The following is a 19,190-nucleotide window of genomic DNA, read 5'->3' as shown; positions in this document are numbered from 1 at the left end:
GACAACCGTAAACAAAATGATTCCAAACGAAGCACAAGCCTTCCCTGCTCCTGCCAAACTCAACCTAGATCTCAGAATCACCGGGAAACGCGCAGACGGCTACCACAACCTAGAAAGCATTTTCTGCCTGATTGACTTATGCGATACCGTTTATCTGAAACCACGTTCAGACGACCTTATCATACTCCACACACCGACAGGCAATATTCCACCGGAACAAGACCTGGCATACCGTGCCGCATCTTTACTGCAAAAACACACTAACTCAAAATCAGGTGTTGAAATTTGGTTGGATAAAAAAATCCCGACAGGCGCCGGTTTGGGAGGAGGCAGTTCGGATGCGGCAACCGTACTCACCGTATTGAACCATTGGTGGGAATGCGGATTATCCCGACAACAGTTAATTGATTTAGGTGCGACCCTGGGGGCAGATATTCCCTTCTTCCTTTTCGGCAAAAATGCCTTTGCCAAAGGAATAGGCGAACAATTATCCCCTATCGACATACCGAAGCAGTGGTATGTCGTCATCAAACCCAAGGCCCATGTTTCCACTCCCAAAATTTTCTCGCATAGGAACTTGACACGAAATTCCAAACCAAGCATAATGCCGACTTTCCATTCTTTTCAGCCATTCAGGAATGATATGCAGGCTGTTGTTTTTGAGGAATATCCTGAAGTTTGGAAAGCTTATTGTGAATTATCCAAATATGGTTCTGCATTAATGACGGGATCTGGAGCGTGTATATTTCTCTCTACGGATAGCCAGCAAGAAGCAAACAATATATACCAACAAGTTTCACAATCATATGAAGCATATTGTGTTGAAGGTTTAGACGTTCATCCTTTGTTTCAAATGATTTGATAAAGTTGGGGAGTCGTCAAGCGGTTAAGACACTGGATTTTGATTCCAGCATGCGAAGGTTCGAATCCTTCCTCCCCAGCCAAATCCCTTTGTTGGGGAGTCGTCAAGCGGTTAAGACACTGGATTTTGATTCCAGCATGCGAAGGTTCGAATCCTTCCTCCCCAGCCAACACCCTTTATTGGGGAGTCGTCAAGCGGTTAAGACACTGGATTTTGATTCCAGCATGCGAAGGTTCGAATCCTTCCTCCCCAGCCAAATAAGAGCGTGTAAGTTTCCTTACACGCTCTTTTATGTTGAAAATCAATGATACCGCTGAAAAACTTTGTTTTATAGTGATAAATTTGGATTGAAATGAGGCGCGATAGCGATGTCACGCCACAAATTTAATTCACTATGCCGGTCATTATGCGTATAATAACGCCCATAATGTCTTAGACATAAAGCAGAGGGAAGCATGACGTTTTCTGAGCGGAAGTTAAACATAAAATCAGGTGAAGATATGGCTGCATACGACAGTTTGATGGTATTTACCGGTAATGCAAATCCGGAATTGGCACAACGTGTTGTCAAACACTTGGATATTTCATTGGGCGAGGCTACAGTATCCAAATTCTCAGATGGCGAAATTGCTGTCGAATTGATGGAAAACGTTCGTGGTCGTGATGTTTTCATCCTCCAGCCTACTTGCGCTCCAACCAACGACAACCTGATGGAAATCCTTACTATGGCTGATGCGCTGAAGCGCGCCTCAGCCGGTCGTATTACCGCAGCAATTCCCTATTTCGGCTATGCACGGCAAGATCGCCGTCCGCGTTCTGTGCGCGTTCCGATTTCCGCCAAACTGGTTGCGAATATGTTGTATTCGGCAGGTATCGACCGCGTTTTGACTGTTGATTTGCATGCCGACCAAATTCAGGGTTTCTTTGATATCCCTGTCGACAACATCTATGCCACTCCTATTCTGTTGAATGACATCAAACAGCAGCGGATTGAAAACCTGACCGTAGTCAGCCCGGATATCGGTGGCGTAGTCCGTGCCCGTGCTGTGGCAAAATCATTAAATGCCGATTTGGCGATTATCGACAAACGCCGCCCGAAAGCCAATGTAGCGGAAGTTATGAACATTATTGGCGACATCCAAGGTCGTACCTGTCTAATTGTCGATGACATGATTGATACTGCGAATACGCTGTGTAAAGCTGCCGTCGCTTTGAAAGAGCGCGGAGCGGAGCGTGTCTTGGCTTATGCCAGCCATGCCGTATTCTCAGGAGAGGCAGTCAGCCGTATCGCCTCGTCTGAAATTGACCAAGTTGTCGTTACCGACACCATCCCTCTGTCTGAAGCGGCCAAACAATGCGACCGTATCCGTCAAGTGACGATTGCCGGTCTTTTGGCTGAAACAGTCCGCCGCATCAGCAATGAAGAATCCGTCTCATATCTTTTCAATGAAGAAGTGATGACAGGCAGCATGTTGCTGCCATAACCCCGAAGCCGTCTTAAGCTGGTCGCGGCCGATGACGGTAGTTTTATTTAATTTGGAGTATTTAACATGACTTATGAAATTCAAGCCTCTGTTCGTGAAGCACAAGGCACTGGTGCGAGCCGCCGCCTGCGTCGCGAAGGCCAAATCCCCGGCATTTTGTACGGTGAAGGTCAAGAGCCCGTTGCAATTGCTGTGGATCACAAAACCGTATTCTACGCATTGGAAAAAGAATCTTTCCACACAGCACTGATCAAACTGTCTCTGAACGGTGAAACCAAAGACGTTATCGTCCGCGATTTCCAAATGCACCCGTTCCGTCGCGAAGTTCAACATATCGACTTCCAAGCTGTGAAAGCCGACCAACCTGTACGCATCCGCGTTCCTCTGCACATTGTTAATGCTGAAAGCTCTCAAGCCGTTAAACTGCAAGGCGGTCGCGTATCCCTGTTGAACACTACTGTTGAAGTGGTTGCTTTGCCTGCCAACATCCCTGCTTACTTGGATCTGGACTGCGCTAAAGTCGTTGCCGGCGACATCCTTCACCTGTCTGACATTCAACTACCTGAAGGTGTAGAAAGCGTTTCTCTGAAACGTAACGAAAACTTGGCGGTTGCTACCGTTACCGGTAAAAAACGCTAATTCCTTATGTGGAAATAAAAACCGCACCGAATGGTGCGGTTTTTATATTATTATTAAAATAATCTATTTGAAAAATATATTTTATAAATAGCCTTCAGACTTGATTTGAATCAAAGCTCCAAATTGAGTTTCATTTATAATCGCTGACATTGGAACTGAGACGACATTTCTCAAAATCCTTTAAAGATTTTCTGATAAGTAGATGAAATATCTGCTTTGATTTAATACTCTCTATCTCTTTCCTCTTGATGTGTGTGTGTTTGGGTGTGGCTGTTGCCACCCCTTTTTTTTGGCTTTTATGTGAAGTAAAATCCGTAACAGCAAATCCTTTAATTTAAACTTTTATCCGAAAGCAAAATCATGAGCAATAAATTGACTCCGCCTGCCGAATTGCCTGACGAGCAGAATTTACGGGCAGTATTGGCGTACAACATGCGGCTTTTCCGCGTGAATAAGGGTTGGTCTCAGGAAGAGTTGGCGCGGCAATGCGGTTTGGACAGGACTTATGTATCGGCTGTGGAGCGCAAACGCTGGAACATTGCGCTGTCGAATATTGAAAAGATGGCGACGGCTTTGGGCGTGGCGGCGTATCAGTTGCTGCTGCCGCCACAAGAATTGCTAAACCTGATGACCAATCCCTCCGATACCCAACGAAGGTCGTCTGAAAACGATATTTGACCGCCGAACCACCTTTAGCCTTACGCTCTCCATAACTCGAAAGAATAAAAAATGTCTGCAAACCTGTCTTCAGCATTGGAAACCTTCAAACAGCAACGTGATGCCGCCGAAGTGCATTATTTGAAAGCCAACCGCGTATCGGTATTTTTCAGGGAATATACGGCGGCAGTCGAAACCTTGCTGGCGGCACTTTGGGACAAACATTTCCAAAACAGCGGTTTATGCCTGATGGCAACCGGTGGCTTCGGGCGCGGCGAGCTGTATCCTTATTCTGATTTAGATTTGGCGGTCGTGTCGTCTGAAACCGTTTCAGACGACCTCCAAGAGAAAATCGCGGCTTTTGTGCAGGATTTGTGGGACATGAAACTTGCGCCGTCAGTCAAAAGCGGCAGTGTTGACGAACTGTGTGAAAGCGTGCGCGATGATATTACGGGGGATACGGCGTTTTTAGAGGCTCGTTTTTTGTTCGGCAACCGCCAGACAGCAGACGAGTTGACGGAAAAAATGAACACGCAACGCAATGTAGCGGCGTTTATCGAGGCAAAACTGGTGGAGATGGAACACCGCCATGCCAAATCGCAAGGCTCGGGGGCGGTGTTGGAGCCGAACATCAAAAGCTGTCCGGGCGGTCTGCGCGACATCCACACCCTGCTTTGGATAGCGAAAGCGCAAGGTTTGGCGGCCAATCTTCCTGCGTTGGTACAACAAGGCATTCTGACGCGCACCGAAGCCGGTATGCTTTCACACGGCTACCGCCGCCTCGCCCACATCCGCATCCATCTGCATTTAAACGCGAAGCGCGCCGAAGACCGCCTGCTGTTCGATTTGCAGCCGCAAGTCGCCGAAAGCATGGGTTATGACGGCTTGAACCTCCGCCGTCAAAGCGAAGAACTGATGCGCGTGTTTTACCGCGCGATTAAAACCGTCAAACAACTGAGCGGCATCCTCACGCCCATGCTGCAAAGCCGCGTTTCCTCCACGCCGATGCGCGTTACCCTGCGGATTGACGACGACTACATCCAAGTGAACAACCAAATCGCCGCGCGGCACACCGATATTTTTTTCAGACGACCCGAACACATTTTCAAAATCGTCGAAATCATGCAGCAGCGCAACGACATTACCGCACTCGAACCGCAAACCCTGCGCGCATGGTGGGGCGCGACGCGCAAAATCAACCGCAACTTTTACAAAAATCCCGAAAACCGCCGCCGCTTCGCAGGCTTTTTCCGCAGCGGCAACGGACTGACCCAAACCCTGCGCTTTCTCAACCTTTACGGCGTATTGGGCCGCTATCTGCCCGAATGGGAAAAAATTGTCGGTCTGCTCCAACATGACCTGTTCCACATCTATCCCGTAGACGACCACATTCTCGCCGTTGTCCGCAACGTCCGCCGCCTTGCCCTAGACATGCACAGCCACGAGCTGCCCTACGCCTCCGCGCTGATGCAGTCCTTTGAAAAGCAAGACATCCTTTATCTTGCCGCCTTCTTCCACGACATCGCCAAAGGACGCGGCGGCGACCATGCCATACAAGGCATCGCAGACGCGCGCCAATTTGCCGCCGACCACTTCCTGACCGAAGAAGAAAGCGACCTGCTCGCCTGGCTGATCGAAAACCACCTTCTTATGTCCACCGTCGCCCAAAAAGAAGACATCCAAGACCCCGACGTACTCGATGCCTTCTGCAAACGCGTGCAAACCCACGAACGCCTCAGCGCACTCTACCTTCTGACCATTTCCGACATCCGCGGCACCAATCCCAAACTCTGGAACGCATGGCGCGCCAGCCTGTTGGAAAGCCTGTTCCATGCCGCCGGCCGCTACCTCGCAGGCAACGGCGGCAACCCGCACGCCCTCTTCGGCCGCCGCCAACAAGAAGCCGCCGAATTGCTCACCCGCGCCGCCGTCCCCGAAAAACAGCAGAAAAAACTATGGAACGCGCTCGGTTCCGCCTATTTCGCCCGCCATCAGTCCCGCGAAATCCTGTGGCACGCCGCAAACCTCGTACACGACTTTGAAACCCCCATCGTCCGCAGCCGCATCCTGCCCAAGAGCGACAGCTTTCAAGTCATGGTCTTCATGCCCAACGGCCCGCGCCTGTTCGCCCGCCTCTGCCGCATCTTCAGCCGCCACGGCTTCGACATTCTCGCTGCCCGCGCCTTTATCACCGAACACGACTACATCCTCGACACCTTCATCGTGCAAATCCCCTCGCAGCACGCCCCCGAAGACTATCCCGACATTCAAAGCGCGCTCGAAGCCGAACTCAACAGCTTTATCCACGGCCACACCGTTGCCGAAACCCAAAGCCACAGCCGCCGCATCAGCCGCCGCAGCCGCTACATGCCGATTGCGCCAAGCATCACCATTACCCCCGAAGAAGACTATCCCGACTGGTACTCCGTCGAAATCACCGCCGTCAACCGCCCCTTCCTGCTCGCCGACATGGCGGAAGTCTTCTTCGCCCACAACGTCAGCCTGCGCTACGCCAAAATCTCCACGCTGGACGAACGCGTCGAAGACAGCTTCATCGTCTTCAGCCCCGATTTGAAAAACCCGAAAACGCAGTCGTCTTTGAAACAGGCTTTGTTGGAACAATTGTCGGTGTGATGTTTGGATTTAAAGGAAAAGTAAGAGGTCGTCTGAAAACCTGTTTTCAGCTTTCAGACGACCTCTGTTTTTGGTTTTGAAACAGCTTTCAATCAAGAACCTATTTCTTTTGTTCTGCTTGGAGATATGAATCCAACTGAGGCAACAGGCAATCGCACATACGGTTTTTTCTCTATTCGAATCCAGCATAAATGACTCTCTACACATCAAAAGGTCGTCTGAAACCACAATTTGTTTTTTCAGACGACCTTAACTTATCTTTATCCTTTTATCCTAGCCCCGCCTTTGCCTTTCGCGTACACTTTCTACACCTAAAGAAATGAGAACTACTCTTATGTATCACGGTGAACGTTTCAATGCGTACAGCCATTTGGCAGGCTCGATGCTCGCAGTGGCGGCATTAGTGCTGATGACAGTCAAGGCAAACGGTCCCTACCAACTTGCTTCGGCACTCACCTACGGCATCTGCCTGATCCTGCTCTATCTTGGCTCCACGCTTTACCACAGCATTCCTCAGCCCAAAATCAAAGCAATTTTGCAAAAAGTGGACCACTGCATGATTTACCTGCTGATTGCGGGCAGCTATACCCCGTTTACGCTGATACCCCTTAAAGGCAGCTGGGGGTGGTCATTGTTCGGCGTATCCTGGAGCTTGGCACTCTTCGGCATTATTCAAGAACTGACTATCGGCAGGAAAAGCGAAAAACGGCTGCTCTCCATGATGATTTACGTCATTATGGGTTGGCTGATTTTGGTTGCCGTATCACCACTGGTACGCACCCTTCCCTTTGCCGGGCTGTTTTGGCTGGCGTTGGGCGGTATTTTATACAGCGCAGGCATTTATTGGTTTGTTAATGATGCCAAAATCAAACACGGACACGGCATCTGGCATCTATTCGTCCTAGGCGGCAGTATAGCGCAGTTTCTCTGTATTTATTTCTATGTTCTTTAATCCGTCAAAAGGTCGTCTGAAAACAAGATATACTTTTCAGACGACCTTTTTGAATATTTATTCCCCAAAGACTCCTACATCACTATAATGAACGCCCCATCTATCCGTTAATATCAAAATGAACCAAACCGCGACTAAGGATCCGCTCGGTTCCGCATGGATTATCATCGCCACACTCGGTTTTACCGTCATGAACCTCTGCATCAAAGCGGCAGCGGGAAAATTCGGCTTCAGCAGCGGCGAATTGGTTTTCTGGCGCATGAGTTTTGCAGCCGTCATGCTTGCCGCCATAGCGAAAATGCGGGGAGACACATTTGCCACACGGTATTGGAAAATCCACCTCAACCGCAGCGTCATCGGCACAGCGGCGATGTTGTGCCTGTTTTATGCCGTTACCCACCTGCCGCTGGCAACAGGCGTAACCTTAAGCTACACCTCGTCGATTTTTTTGGCCGTGTTCTCATTTTTGATTTTAAAAGAACGGATTGCATTTTATACGCAGGCAATATTGGTATTTGGCTTTATCGGCGTCGTCCTACTGCTAAACCCTTCATTCAAAGGCGGACAAGAAATTGCCGCATTGGCAGGCTTGGCAGGCGGAGCGATGTCGGGCTGGGCGTATTTGCAGGTACGCGAATTGTCCCTGCTTGGCGAACCGGGCTGGCGGGTCGTGTTTTATCTGTCGGTAACCGGCGTCGCCATGTCGTCAGTTTGGGCGACGCTGACCGGCTGGCATTCTTTATCTGCCGAGGCGCTGCCTTACTTGGCAGGTATCGGACTGTCCGCGACAATCGCCCAACTCTGCATGACCCGCGCTTATAAAGTCGGCAACAAATTCACTGTCGCTTCACTTTCCTACCTGACTGTCGTTTTCTCCGCATTGTCAGGCGTAATGTTTTTAGGAGATAGCGTTACTTGGCAGGAAACCTTTGGTATGATTATTATTGTAGCAAGCGGCGTATTGAGCGGTATCCGGCCGGTTGCGATTAAAAAATGGTTTTCCGGACATTAACGTCCTCAAACAAGGAGAGCATGATGATTTCCATCCGAGAGCAGTCTTATGGTTTGAATGTAGCGTTGTACAACGAGTTTACGTTGGACGACTTCCGCCAACTCGAATCCGCCCTGTTGGAAAGCAAACAAAAAATCCACCTTCCCGACATACTTTTGGATTTGTCCATGCTGAAAGATTTCACCATCGATATGGCGGTGGAACAAATAAAATTCCTCAATCAACACGAAAACGACTTTGGCCGGGTTGCCGTCATTACAGACGACATCTGGATCAAACTCGGCGCGCGCCTCTCCAGCCTCTTGACCAACCAACACCCCAAATATTTCGATGATGCCACAAAGGCTCAAGAATGGCTGCTGGCAAGCAACCTTAAACCTTAATCTCGAAAATAAACGGCACGCCAAGGCGTGCCGTTTATTTTTTATTTCCCAAAACCTGAAACTGTTTTTACTTGCCCCCTAAATGGCGGCGGTAAAACCGGTCGATATCCGCTATCGCCTTTTCATCACTCGGCCTCAAATCGATTTTCAAATCGGCAAGCCGTATCAGCATCAGGTCTTCTTGTTCCGCCACCGCGCAGCTGACTTCTCCGCTGCTGCGCAGATGCGTGATGAGTTCGTCCAACTGCCGCAGGGCGTTTTCGTAGGCGGTATTTTGTTTGTCTTCTGCCATATGGATTCCGTTTCTCATAGCCAATAAAAAATGGCGGGGAATCAATCCCGCCATCATTCTACGGCATAAGCCGTGCATTTAATTAAGCAGCCTGAATGTTAGCAGCTTGTTTGCCTTTAGGGCCGGTGGTTACGTCGAAAGACACGCGTTGGCCTTCTTTCAGGGTTTTGAAACCTTCCATGTTGATCGCTGAGAAGTGAGCGAACAGATCTTCGCCACCTTCGTCAGGAGTGATGAAACCAAAACCTTTAGCGTCGTTAAACCATTTTACGATACCGGTTGCCATTAGAAACTTCCTATACTTAAAAATTAACAAAATCAGCAAAATAAGGCATACAGCAAACTTAAACGTTCAGCGTTTCTCCCTAGCTTTATATACTTGGTCGAATGCCGGCTTCTGCTTAACCGTCTTTTTACATTTGTTAAGTCAAAACGTCAAGCCATATAAGGGAAAAAGTGCGAAAATGGCGGAAACCGACCAAAATACAACAGAAATCGAAATAAACCTTATAATCACTTTATTTATAGATTCATTTGGTATCAAACCCTCCACAAGGTCGTCTGAAAACAAACCCTCTTGTGCAAAGCCAAAATATTTATGAACAACCCAAACACACATCACGAATCCGATACACTTTTAAGCGACCAAAAGACCTCCCCGCCGAAACGTTACGGCGTATTTTTGCTGAACGACGATTACACCACGATGGAATTTGTCGTCGAAATCCTGACCGAAATCTTTATGCTCGGACAGGAGCAGGCGGTGGCGGTGATGCTCTTGGTTCATCACGAAGGCAAAGGCTTGTGCGGCACTTACACACGGGACATCGCCCAAACCAAACAACAACAAGTCATGCAGCGGGCAAAAGCCGAAGGGCATCCGCTGCAATGTATTGTCGAGGAGATTTAATATGCTTTCACCCGAATTGGAACAGATTTTGCAGCAGCTTTACCGCGAGGCGCGTAAGGCTCATTATGAATTTATCAGCCTCGAGCATCTGCTTTTGGTGTTAATCGAAGAAGATGCCTCCGTCCCCAACGTCCTCAAGTTCTGCGGCGCGGATTTGAAAGTGGTGTCCGAACAACTCGCCGCCAGCGTTGCCGAAAATACCCCCCTAATTCCCGACCACCTTTTGGATACGGTCGAAACCCAGCCCACACTCGGCTTCCAGCGCGTCATCCAGCGGGCGATGGTGCATACCCAATCCGCAGGCAAAGGTTTGGTCGAGCCTTTGGACGTTTTGGTGGCGCTGATGAGCGAAACCGACAGCCACGCCGTTTATTTCCTCAAGCTGCAATCGGTTACGCGTTTTGAAGTTTTGCGCTGCATTGCCCACGGTGCAACCGAAGACGATGAACACAAAAGCTTTTCAGACGACCCCGACAATGATTCAGACGACCCCGTCGAGTCAAAAAGCGGTTCGTTGTCGGACTACACTGTAAACCTCAATGCCGAAGTCAAAGCCGGCCGCATCGACCCCTTAATCGGCAGAAAGCACGAAATGGAACGGCTGGTGCAAATCCTCTGTCGCCGCCGCAAAAACAATCCGCTTTTGGTCGGCGAAGCAGGCGTTGGCAAAACCGCGCTGGCGGAAGGCTTGGCGCATCAAATCGTCAATGGCGACATTCCCGACGCGCTCAAAGATGCCGAAGTGTACGCGTTGGATATGGGTTCGCTTTTGGCGGGTACAAAATACCGCGGCGACTTTGAAGCACGTGTCAAATCCGTCTTGAAACAGCTCGAAAAAATCCCGCAAGCCATTTTGTTTATCGACGAAATCCACACCATCATCGGCGCAGGCAGCACGAGCGGCGGCACGATGGACGCATCCAACCTGCTCAAACCCGCGCTGGCAAAAGGTTCGCTGCGCTGCATCGGCGCGACCACCTACGACGAATACCGCACTATTTTCGACAAAGACCATGCCCTAAGCCGCCGCTTCCAAAAAATCGACGTGGTCGAACCCACCGTCGCCGAGACCGTGCAAATCCTGCGCGGTTTGAAACCGATGTTCGAAGGCTTCCACCAAGTGCGCTACACGCAAGGCGCACTCGAAGCCGCCGCCGAACTCTCCGCCCGCTACATCAACGAGCGTTTCCTGCCCGACAAAGCCATCGACGTGATGGACGAAGCAGGTGCGGCGCAACGGATTTTACCCAAATCCAAACAGAAAAAAGTCATTGGCAAAGCGCAAATCGAAACCGTCATCGCCAAAGTCGCGCGGATTCCTGAAAAAACCGTATCGAACGACGACAAACAAGTGCTGCAATTCCTCGGTCGCGATTTGAAAAACATGGTTTACGGTCAGGAAAACGCCATCGACGCGCTGGTTACCGCCGTCAAAATGTCGCGTTCCGGCCTCGCCCTGCCCGACAAACCCATAGGCAGCTTCCTCTTCTCCGGTCCGACTGGCGTCGGCAAAACCGAAGTCGCCAAACAGCTTGCCTACTCGATGGGCGTACCGCTGCAACGCTTCGACATGTCCGAATACATGGAGCCACACGCCGTATCGCGCCTCATCGGCGCACCGCCGGGCTACGTCGGCTTCGACCAGGGCGGCCTTTTGACCGAAGCCGCCAACAAACATCCGCACTGCGTATTACTCTTGGACGAAATCGAAAAAGCCCACCCCGACATTTTCAACGTCCTCCTGCAAGTCATGGACGCAGGCAAACTGACCGACAACAACGGCAAGAGTGCCGATTTTCGCAACGTCATCCTGATTATGACCACCAACGCAGGCGCAGAAAGCCTCAGCCGCCCCAGCCTCGGCTTTACCGCCAAGCGCGAACGCGGCGACGAAATGCAGGCGATCAACAAACTCTTCACGCCCGAATTCCGCAACCGCTTGGACGCAATTATCCCGTTTGCGCCCCTGTCCGAACCCGTCATCGCCAAAGTCGTGGACAAGTTCCTGCTCCAGCTCGAACACCAGCTCCTCGACAAAAAAGTCGAAGCCGAATTCACACCGGCATTGCGCAAATATCTGGCGGAAAAAGGTTTCGACCCGCAAATGGGCGCGCGCCCGATGCACCGCCTGATTCAGGAAAAAATCCGCAAACCGCTCGCCGACGAACTCCTGTTCGGCAAACTCGCCGACGGCGGCTTCGTGCGGATAGACTGGGATGCGGCAAAAGAAGAAGCCGTGTTGAAATTCAAGAAAAACAAAGCCAAACCTGAAGCAGCAGCGGTTTGACGGATAAGGCAAAAGGTCGTCTGAAAACAAGATTTCCGTTTTCAGACGACCTTTTTGTGATTAAAACTCAATCCTCCGCTTTATGAAGCAAAGTAATCAACGCCTCCTGCTTTTCCGGCGACAGCGCGCGGAAATATTTCAACAACAACGCCTCTTGCGGGGAAACTGCCCCACCTTCTTCCAACATTCGTCCGTGCCGCAACCATTCTCCGCTGGTATCCAGCCATTTCGCCAACGTTTCGATTTTATCGGGCGTCGGAATCGAACGTCCGACCAACCAATGATGGAAAGCCTGCGTACTGACGGATTGATTGGGATGGCGCAGATTGAAGCGGTTGGCAAGGCTGGCGTTGGAAAGATTATCCAAACCCGCCAGCCTGATTGCGGTTTTCAAGCGTTCGCTGAAATCAATTTTGTCTTGTTCGGTATGCATAATCGAGAATTATGAATAGCCGACTGTTGCAAAATTTAACAGTTCTGTTGTTTTTGTAAATTATTTACTTGATATTTTCAAATGACTGGTTGACAATACACCTGAATTTACTTATTAACCCTCCCATTACAAGGAAGCATCTATGTCTTTACAAAAAATAAGCGCAGTAACCGTTATCGCTCTAAGTCTGGCAGCCTGTGGCGGAGGTGGGGGAGGAACTCCATCTGCACGACCAACAGATACCAATATTGAAAATACAAAAGGCGAAGAAGCTCGTAAAGCCGAAGAAGCACGTAAGGCTGAAGAAGCCCGTAAAGCCGAAGAAGCTCGTAAGGCTGAAGAAGCCCGTAAAGTCGAAGAAGCACGTAAAGACGAAGAAACCCGTAAAGCCGAAGAAGCCCGTAAAGCCGAAGAAGCCCGTAAAGCCGAAGAAGCCCGTAAAGCCGAAGAAGCTCGTAAAGCTGAAGAAGCACGTAAAGCTGAAGAAGCACGTAAGGCTGAAGAAGCTCGCAAAGCCGAAGAAGCTCGCAAAGCCGAAGAAGCACGTAAGGCTGAAGAAGCCCGTAAAGCCGAAGAAGCACGTAAGGCTGAAGAAGCTCGCAAAGCCGAAGAAGCTCGTAGGGCTGAAGAAGCTCGTAAAGCCGAAGAAGCTCGCAAAGCCGAAGAAGCTCGCAAAGCCGAAGAAGCTCGTAAGGCTGAAGAAGCTCGTAAAGCCGAAGAAGCTCGCAAAGCCGAAGAAGCTCGTAAGGCTGAAGAAGCTCGTAAAGCTGAAGAAGCTCGTATTTCTGCCAAACTGACTAATTTAATTGAATTTGCACTTCAAAAAGGGTTATCTGAAGAGCAGGCAAAGCAATTTGCAGCAGCAAATATAGAAACTGACGATAGTGAAAAACAACAAAAACTTACAGCCTTCATCAGACAATTAAATATTGATGAAGCCGAGAAACTTAAAGGTGTAGTTTTCTCAAATGCAAAATATCCTTTTGATACGCTTCAGGCAAAGACTACTACAAGTTCTAAAAGTATTAGTAATTCACTGACAAATGAAGGCCGTATTCACTCTGTTATCTACAATTTGCCATATTCCGTAGTAATTGGTGATTATGCAGGTAATATTTCGTATAACAATCAAACTGGCTATATTTTCTCAGATAATAGGAATTCTTCTATTTTCATCGAAGGATTAAAAACAGACTCTCATGCTATTCCAAGTATAGGTTCTGCAACTTATACAGGCAAAGCATTTAATGGAACATATCTAAATACTTATGATTGGAACTCATATGAATCAAAAGAAAGTATAAAAGAGGGTTCATTATATTACATCATTGATTTTTCCAAACGCACAGGTTCCGGGGAAATTACCGGACTAGGCGAGGCGATTAAGCTAAATAGCGGAACAATCAAAGATTCTAATATTTCTGCATCGGCAGAACAGGGATACAAAACCGGTAACTACTCATTGGGTTTCTTCGGTAAAAATGCAGAAGAAATTGCAGGAAAAGTTATCTTTAATGGCAAAGATACAGTCGGCTTCGGCGGACAGCGCGGAGATATTCAAAAATAATTTTCCATCTTAATTATGATGTAAAAGGTCGTCTGAAAACGTTTCAGGCGACCTTTTCGACCATTTTCACCGCGTTATCCGTATAATAACCGGATACTCCTAAAATACATATCCTACTGAATAAAATGAATAAAAATCATCTCGTCTTACTGATGCTCTCTTTCCCAATAGCCGCCCTTGCCGATACACCCGTTGTCCGTGTACCTGCGCCTGTATTTTTTGACAAGCAGCCGAACAGCGAAACACCCTCAAAAGATTTTACCGACGACAAACCCGCAGAACAGAGGCTTTCAGACGACCTATCTGCCGATTCCTTATTGGAAGCACAGATCAACCGCGCATTAATCGGACGGGACTGGAAGACGCTGGAAGGTTCGTTGGCGCAATATAAAGCCGCGCCCGACCGGGATGCCGTTTTATACGATTATGCTTTAGGCGCCTTGCGGCGCAGTCAGTTGCGGCATGGTGAGGCTGTATCGCTCTATCGCGGCATTTTGGCAAAACATCCCGATTTGGCGTATCCGCGTTTCGATTTGGGCGTAATGATGTTTGAAAACAAACAGTACCATGAGGCAAAAGCTGAATTGAAACGGGCAAAACCGGATTTGCAGCCGCCCATGCAGCAACTTGCCGACCGCTATCTTGCTTCCATTGAATCGACGCAAAACTGGCAGCCCGATATTTCGCTGCAATACGAGCAGACCGATAATGTGAACAATGCCTCGTCCGAGCGCGTTATAGAATGGAACGGCAGACGCTGGAATAAAACCGCTGACAGCCTGCCGCAAAAGGCGCACGGTATCCGCTACGGTGCAGGCATATCACGCGAAATCAATGTGGGCGGACATCATTTTGTTTACGGCAGCCTGAGCGGCGACGGCGTGCATTATTGGGACAATCAGGATTTTAACGAGCAAAGCCTGCGCTTGGCGGCAGGCTATAAAAACCGTTCGGCGGTGCAATCTTTCGGGGTTGTGCCATTTGCCGAACAAAACTGGCTGGGCGGCAAACGCTATAATCGCGAAACCGGTATCCATACCGATTTTTCACGTCGTCTGAACGAAAAATGGCGGCTCTCGCTCAATGCAGGCTATATCAAAAAATACTATCGGAACAGCGGTTCAGCAGCGCGTTACAACAGCCATATGCCGCTGGCGGGGGCAACGCTGGCATACTCTGCGCCGAAAAACTGGCTGCTCTACGGCGGTGCGGACTGGTCGCACGACATGACCAAAGAAGCGGAGCAGGCATCCGTGCGCAAGGGCATACGCTTCGGTGCGGCGAAAGCGTTTGAGAACGGATTCGGCATCCGTACCAACCTACGCTACGCCCGCCGTACCTTTGATGCGCCGGGAAGCCTGGTGTACCGTCTGACCCGTAAAGACCATGAATATCAGGCAAATGCTTCTATTTGGCACAATAAAATTTCATGGAAAGGCTTAGTGCCGCATTTGAATTTCCGTTATCTGAAAATCGACAGCAATATGAGCGGCTTCTATTCCCGCAAGAGTATGCAGACATTCGTCAGTGTGGAGAAACAGTTTTGAAGCAGCAGGGATAAGGGGTCGGAAAAAACACTCTGCCCTCTATCCGCCGTAATTCCCGCGCCGGCAGAAATTCGTCGGAAATCCTAAGAAAGAGGTATTTGAAAAACGGTTGTCAAAATTAAAAGTGTATCTCCACCTTCGCGGGAATAACGCCGATTGAAGCGTTTCTGTTTGAATGACAATAAACCGGATTCAGAAATCCGAGCGATAAACCTAAAAAGGTCGTCTGAAAGCCCAAGCAGCTTTTCAGACGACCTTTTTGATTTTCAGCTTGCACAACCGCCCATCACAAAGCCTTATGCTTTCGACGCTTGAACCATTTGCCCAATATACCGCCTTCCCCTCCGAACACCAGCGATACGGCATACAGCACGCCGCAGCACAAGATAATTGCAGGCCCCGACGGGATTTCGACGTGATAGGAAAACAGCAGTCCGGCAAAACCGCAGACCAGCGCGATAAAAACGGACAAAGCCATCAGCGCACCCATGCTTTTCGCCCAGAGCCGCGCGGTAATCGACGGCAGCATCATCAGACCGACCGACATCAGCGTACCAAGTGCCTGAAAGCCTGCAACAAGGTTCATCACCACCAAAATCAGGAAGACGACGTGCCAAAAGCCGCCCTTCCCGCTGACAGCTTTCAGAAACAGTGGGTCTATGCTTTCCAAAACCAGCGGGCGGTAAATAATCGCCAATGCCGTTACCGTAACGCTTGCTGAGGCGGCAATCAGTTGCAGCGCGGGAATATCCACCGATAAGACCGACCCGAACAAGAGATGCAGCAAATCGACGCTGCTGCCGTTTTTACTGACCAAAACCACGCCGATTGCCAGACTGCTCAGATAAAACGCGGCAAAGTTGGCATCTTCCTTCAACGATGTAAAACGGCTCGCCAAACCCGCCAAAAGCGCCATCAGCAAGCCTGCTGCAAACCCGCCGACGCTCATTGCCGGCAGGCTCAGCCCGGCAAACATATAGCCGATTGCCGCACCGGGCAGGACGGCATGGCTCAAAGCATCGCCTACCAGGCTCATGCGCCGCATGACCAGGAACACGCCGACCGGAGCGGCACTCAAAGCCAGACAGAATACCGACGCAAGCGCATAGCGCATAAAGTCGAATTCCGCAAAAGGGGAAATCAGCAAATCGTATAAATTCATGGTATCCGGTAAATAAGGGAAAACTTCTGAAAATGGGAAACGTCGTCTGAAAATCCTTAGCCGCGTCTTTCAGACGACGTATGGCTTTACAAGGGGACGGTGCAAACTATACGTCGCACCAGTCCTCAGACTCCTGCCGCTGCATCAGCATATTCGCGCGGGCAAGGTTGTCATCGGTCAGGACGGACAGCGTCCTGCCCGCCGCAACCTTTTCCCGAGCCAGCAACAGCGTGTCCGAAAAATAATCGCGTACCTGCGCATAATCGTGCAACACCGCGATAACTGCCTGCCCTTCCTCATTGCATTGGCACAATACGTCCAAGAGCGCGTAGGTTGTGCGTGCATCGACGGCGTTGAAAGGTTCGTCCAAAAGCAGGAATTTCGCCCCCTGCGCCAGCATACGCGCAAATAAAACGCGCTGAAACTGACCGTTGGACAAATGGGCGATCTGCCTGTCGGCGAAATCCCGCATACCGACGCGTGCAAGCGCATCCAAAACGCGGGTACGCTGCGCCGCGTTAACCCGTCCGAAAAAGCCGATTTCGTACCACAAACCCATCGCCGCCAGTTCGAAAACCGTCATCGGCTGACCGCGGTCGATGTCCGACTGCTGCGGCAGGTAGGCGATGTCTTTGCGTTGCAGGTTTTGCAGAAGGACGCGTCCCGTATCGACTTGCTGCAAACCCATGACCGCTTTTAAAAAAGTTGATTTACCCGCCCCGTTCGGCCCGCAGACCGCCCACATCGAATGCTCGGCAAATTCGATGCCGACATGGTGTACGGCAGGTCGTGTCCGGTAGCTGACCGTCAGATTTTCAACAACGATACTCATGCAACCGCCCAAAAATACATGCCCCAAACCGCCGCCAGAGCGAAAAGTGCAATCAGCAGGCGTTGGAACAATCCGGTGAGTAAAATGGAATTCATAACAATATCGGAATTAAAGACGATGTGTTCAAAATGAAACAAAAGTAAAGATGATACTTTATAACATTATGATTGTAAACATAAAGGCAGTATCCGGATATAGGCACGATTCTTGTGGACAAAGCATCTGCCGTTTTCAGACGACCTTTTTCAAAGCCGGTGCAGGCAGATTGCCCGTATAAGCGGCGTGTGCCTTGCCTACGAAGAAACGACCCGGCTTATTGTCCCGATTCAGGAGTCAGTAGGCCAGGTATGAGTATCCAACGTTATCAACATTCAAACCCTAATTAGGCAATGTGGAAAATTTCAAGCAGTTGTCGGATACAAGCATCCTACCTGCATCAGCAAGCAATGAATCCAAACACAAAAGGTCGTCTGAAAACCCATATTCAGGTTTTCAGACGACCTTTTATGCTTCAAATCCCGTGTTATTGAAGGCTGTGTTCCAATGACACGCCTGCCGCCCAGCCGGTTTTGGGGTCTTTGCTTTCTTTGACTACGCCGGAGTTGAACGAGAGGGTCGTGCGTTTGGAGAATTTGTATTCGGTGTTGAACGCGAGCTGTTTGTAATTCTTGCCGGTATCGGAGCGGCCGTAGGCGACGCCGAGTTTGGGGGTGATGTTGCCCATGGTGTAGCCGGCGGTCACTTGGAAATCGCGGGTGTTGGTATTGGTTTTGGTTTCGTCTTCCCAGTGGAATTTGTCGGCAACATTGCGGGCGTACATCATGCCGGCGGCGAGGTAGAGATTGTCTTTGTCGTAGCCGACTTTCAGGGAATGAACCTGTCTGTCTTTGGTATCGTCAGGCGAGCCGTTGCGGGCGTATTCGAGGGCGTAGTGGGCGTTGAAGCCGTTGGTCGGGTGTTTGTAGTGCAAGCCTAAGCCCGCCATCCAGTCGCCGTTGCGCTTCCTGTCTTTGTATTTGTTGGCACCGGGCGCGATTTGGACGCGGTAGTTGAAGCCGTTGTCAAAGGTTTTGGATTCGTAGTTCAGGGCGATTTCACGGCCGCCGAAACGGGTCATGCGCCCCATGGTTTGGGTGTGGTTGTTGCCGTTGAACGCGTCTTGTTCGCCGGTCAGGTAGTGCATGGGGGTACTGAGCCAGCCGGCGCGGACAGTACCGAAATCGCCGCGCAGACCGATATAGGAGTCGTCCGTACTCCAGCCGTTGTAGTCGAAGGCGACGAATGAATTGACGCCGTAGATGAGCTTGAGGTCTTTGTCGAGTTTTTCACTGCCCATAATCCAGATGCGGCTGTTGTTGTCGGATATATCGGTAGCGGATTGCCCTTTGCCGTTGCGTTCGTGTTCGATAGAAGTAAATATCCGTCCGCCGATTTTGGCTTCGTTATCGGATGCCAATGCGGGGGCGGCAAGCGGGACGGCAACCGCAATCATTAATAACTTCTTCATTTTATTCTCCTTTTATTTGATTTTTCTGAG

At 49.9% G+C, this 19,190-nt stretch carries 18 protein-coding genes and 3 tRNA genes; 15 read left to right on the top strand and 6 right to left on the bottom strand.

The features are described 5' to 3' along the window. The first annotated feature begins 16 nt into the window (after nucleotides 1–16). The 11 genes from ispE (at nucleotide 17) to DBY90_RS05220 (ending at nucleotide 8,623) form a co-directional block, all read left to right on the top strand. Nucleotides 17–862 carry a 4-(cytidine 5'-diphospho)-2-C-methyl-D-erythritol kinase gene (ispE, locus tag DBY90_RS05270; RefSeq protein ID WP_107986658.1) on the top strand — a complete coding sequence of 282 codons (846 nt, stop codon included), beginning with the start codon at nucleotides 17–19 and terminating at the stop codon, nucleotides 860–862. A gap of 6 nt (nucleotides 863–868) precedes the next feature. Then, nucleotides 869–944, top strand: a tRNA-Gln gene (locus DBY90_RS05265). An 11-nt stretch (nucleotides 945–955) separates the two neighbouring features. Beyond that, nucleotides 956–1,031 (top strand) — tRNA-Gln (locus DBY90_RS05260). Between the two features lie 11 nt (nucleotides 1,032–1,042). Further along, nucleotides 1,043–1,118: transfer RNA gene (locus DBY90_RS05255), tRNA-Gln, on the top strand. Nucleotides 1,119–1,362: 244 nt separating this feature from the next. After that, on the top strand, nucleotides 1,363–2,346 hold the full coding sequence (locus tag DBY90_RS05250) for a ribose-phosphate pyrophosphokinase (RefSeq protein WP_016687469.1): 984 nt from the start codon (nucleotides 1,363–1,365) through the stop codon (nucleotides 2,344–2,346). 66 nt (nucleotides 2,347–2,412) lie between these two features. After that, nucleotides 2,413–2,985, top strand: a complete 573-nt coding sequence (locus DBY90_RS05245; RefSeq protein ID WP_019270895.1) for a 50S ribosomal protein L25/general stress protein Ctc — start codon at nucleotides 2,413–2,415, stop codon at nucleotides 2,983–2,985. Between the two features lie 360 nt (nucleotides 2,986–3,345). After that, complete coding sequence (locus tag DBY90_RS05240; protein WP_070491290.1) at nucleotides 3,346–3,663, top strand: helix-turn-helix domain-containing protein; 318 nt, start codon at nucleotides 3,346–3,348, stop codon at nucleotides 3,661–3,663. Nucleotides 3,664–3,714: 51 nt separating this feature from the next. Beyond that, entirely contained in the window at nucleotides 3,715–6,276 is a 2,562-nt protein-coding gene (gene glnD / locus DBY90_RS05235) for a [protein-PII] uridylyltransferase (protein WP_070491288.1), read from the top strand. Between the two features lie 334 nt (nucleotides 6,277–6,610). Further along, complete coding sequence (gene trhA, locus DBY90_RS05230) at nucleotides 6,611–7,228, top strand: PAQR family membrane homeostasis protein TrhA (protein ID WP_070491590.1); 618 nt, start codon at nucleotides 6,611–6,613, stop codon at nucleotides 7,226–7,228. A gap of 118 nt (nucleotides 7,229–7,346) precedes the next feature. Further along, nucleotides 7,347–8,240 (top strand): DMT family transporter, encoded by an 894-nt coding sequence (locus DBY90_RS05225; protein WP_107986656.1) that lies wholly within the window; start codon nucleotides 7,347–7,349, stop codon nucleotides 8,238–8,240. Between the two features lie 23 nt (nucleotides 8,241–8,263). Continuing rightward, on the top strand, nucleotides 8,264–8,623 hold the full coding sequence (locus DBY90_RS05220) for a SpoIIAA family protein (protein ID WP_016687463.1): 360 nt from the start codon (nucleotides 8,264–8,266) through the stop codon (nucleotides 8,621–8,623). 67 nt (nucleotides 8,624–8,690) lie between these two features. On the opposite strand, the gene DBY90_RS05215 is transcribed toward DBY90_RS05220, so the two are convergent. Both DBY90_RS05215 and DBY90_RS05210 read right to left on the bottom strand, forming a co-directional pair. Continuing rightward, nucleotides 8,691–8,915 (bottom strand): branched-chain amino acid ABC transporter, encoded by a 225-nt coding sequence (locus tag DBY90_RS05215; RefSeq protein WP_107986654.1) that lies wholly within the window; start codon nucleotides 8,913–8,915, stop codon nucleotides 8,691–8,693. A gap of 82 nt (nucleotides 8,916–8,997) precedes the next feature. Next, nucleotides 8,998–9,201 carry a cold-shock protein gene (locus tag DBY90_RS05210; protein WP_002217533.1) on the bottom strand — a complete coding sequence of 68 codons (204 nt, stop codon included), beginning with the start codon at nucleotides 9,199–9,201 and terminating at the stop codon, nucleotides 8,998–9,000. Between the two features lie 312 nt (nucleotides 9,202–9,513). On the opposite strand from DBY90_RS05210, the gene clpS reads away from it, so the two are divergent. Continuing rightward, a complete protein-coding gene (gene clpS, locus DBY90_RS05200) occupies nucleotides 9,514–9,825 on the top strand; it encodes an ATP-dependent Clp protease adapter ClpS (RefSeq protein ID WP_107986652.1) in 312 nt (103 codons plus the stop codon). A gap of 1 nt (nucleotide 9,826) precedes the next feature. Further along, on the top strand, nucleotides 9,827–12,112 hold the full coding sequence (gene clpA, locus DBY90_RS05195) for an ATP-dependent Clp protease ATP-binding subunit ClpA (protein WP_107986650.1): 2,286 nt from the start codon (nucleotides 9,827–9,829) through the stop codon (nucleotides 12,110–12,112). Between the two features lie 67 nt (nucleotides 12,113–12,179). On the opposite strand, the gene DBY90_RS05190 is transcribed toward clpA, so the two are convergent. Continuing rightward, nucleotides 12,180–12,545: a transcriptional regulator gene (locus tag DBY90_RS05190; protein ID WP_016687458.1), complete on the bottom strand. Its 366-nt coding sequence runs from the start codon at nucleotides 12,543–12,545 to the stop codon at nucleotides 12,180–12,182. 142 nt (nucleotides 12,546–12,687) lie between these two features. Between DBY90_RS05190 and DBY90_RS13285 the strand changes: the two genes are divergently transcribed. Further along, nucleotides 12,688–14,112: a Slam-dependent surface lipoprotein gene (locus tag DBY90_RS13285; RefSeq protein ID WP_234405103.1), complete on the top strand. Its 1,425-nt coding sequence runs from the start codon at nucleotides 12,688–12,690 to the stop codon at nucleotides 14,110–14,112. A 125-nt stretch (nucleotides 14,113–14,237) separates the two neighbouring features. Then, nucleotides 14,238–15,659 (top strand): surface lipoprotein assembly modifier, encoded by a 1,422-nt coding sequence (locus DBY90_RS05180; RefSeq protein ID WP_107986648.1) that lies wholly within the window; start codon nucleotides 14,238–14,240, stop codon nucleotides 15,657–15,659. A 286-nt stretch (nucleotides 15,660–15,945) separates the two neighbouring features. Here the strand turns inward: DBY90_RS05180 and DBY90_RS05175 are convergent, their stop codons facing one another. The 3 genes from DBY90_RS05175 to DBY90_RS05165 form a co-directional block, all read right to left on the bottom strand. Next, entirely contained in the window at nucleotides 15,946–16,821 is an 876-nt protein-coding gene (locus DBY90_RS05175) for a metal ABC transporter permease (RefSeq protein ID WP_107986646.1), read from the bottom strand. Nucleotides 16,822–16,927: 106 nt separating this feature from the next. After that, entirely contained in the window at nucleotides 16,928–17,653 is a 726-nt protein-coding gene (locus DBY90_RS05170; protein ID WP_199904694.1) for a metal ABC transporter ATP-binding protein, read from the bottom strand. A gap of 523 nt (nucleotides 17,654–18,176) precedes the next feature. Then, nucleotides 18,177–19,160, bottom strand: a complete 984-nt coding sequence (locus tag DBY90_RS05165; RefSeq protein ID WP_107986642.1) for a porin — start codon at nucleotides 19,158–19,160, stop codon at nucleotides 18,177–18,179. Between the last annotated feature and the right edge of the window lie 30 nt (nucleotides 19,161–19,190).

Origin of the sequence: Neisseria mucosa (genome assembly GCF_003044445.1) — a bacterium.
In the GTDB taxonomy this organism is placed as follows: domain Bacteria; phylum Pseudomonadota; class Gammaproteobacteria; order Burkholderiales; family Neisseriaceae; genus Neisseria; species Neisseria mucosa_A.
This window is presented reverse-complemented; position numbering and strand designations above follow the sequence as displayed.